1 protein-coding gene is annotated in these 1107 nt (G+C 32.2%); it reads right to left on the bottom strand.

The window, feature by feature from the left end:
- Positions 1–51 precede the first annotated feature (51 nt).
- Positions 52–1056: an IS30 family transposase gene (locus N4270_RS17070; RefSeq protein WP_260098564.1), complete on the bottom strand. Its 1005-nt coding sequence runs from the start codon at positions 1054–1056 to the stop codon at positions 52–54.
- Positions 1057–1107: the final 51 nt, after the last annotated feature.

A 1107-nucleotide genomic window follows, 5' to 3' on the forward strand; every position in this document is an offset into this window, starting at 1 on the left:
TGCTGCATTCAAGGTTCTAACGCAACAAACGTTGCTTTTTTTTAGTTGATACTAAGCTACATTTTTTAGTTCAGAATCCATAATTTCTTGAGGCGTTTTATACCCAATTATTTTTCGAGGTCTATTGTTAAGTTTTTCTTGAATTTTCATGAGTAATTTTTCATCAATTTGATTAAAGTCTGTTCCTTTTGGAAGGTATCGTCTAATGAGCCCATTTGTGTTTTCGTTAGTTCCTCTTTCCCAGGAAGAGTAGGGATGTGCAAAGAAAATTTTCATGCCTGTATTTTGCGTTATTTTTTCGTGCCTGGCCATTTCAATTCCGTTGTCGTAAGTCATAGATTTTTTAAAAATGCTGTTTAATTGATTTAGTTTTTTAGAAAACATTTTAGCAACTTCATCCGCTTTTTTAGAGTTTAGTTTTATAATGATTGTATATCTAGCTTTTCGTTCTACAATGGTTCCTATGGCACTTTTGTGATTCTTCCCGATGATTAAATCACCTTCCCAATGCCCAATTTCAATTCTGTCTTCAATATGTTTAGGTCTGTTGTCAATACTGACTTGGTTGATTATTTTGCTACCAGTACCACGTCTTTTTTTAGGCGGTCTACGTCTAGTTTTTTTACGTACAAGTAGTTTGATTAGTTTTTTGTTTAAACTTGCTTGTGGTCTTGTGTAAATGTGTTTGTAGATTGCTTCATGAGAAATAAACATTATAGGGTCATTGGGATAAAGCTCTTTGATTCTTCCGGATATTTGTTCTGGAGTCCACTCTGACAAGAGTCCTTTGTAGACAAAATGTTTTAGAGGTTTATAAGTACTAATTTTATCTAAATTTCTTTTGTTTAAGTAATCATCTTTAGCACACCAATGTGATAAATGAGCATCGTATTTATCATTGGTATTATCGACTAATTTGTTTACTTCTCTGGTGATTGTAGATCTTGATCTTTTTAGCTGTTTAGCGATATAAGCTTTGGATCTATTTTCGTTTAAAAGAGTCTCAATTTGGATTCTTTCCTTTAGGGTAAGTCGTCTATGCTTTTTTACTTCCATTATAACAAATCTATAATTTTAGATTTGTTGCGTTAAGTTATTGAATAGAGC

The sequence above is a fragment of the Psychroserpens sp. SPM9 genome, assembly GCF_025153525.1.
Classification (GTDB): Bacteria; Bacteroidota; Bacteroidia; order Flavobacteriales; family Flavobacteriaceae; genus Psychroserpens.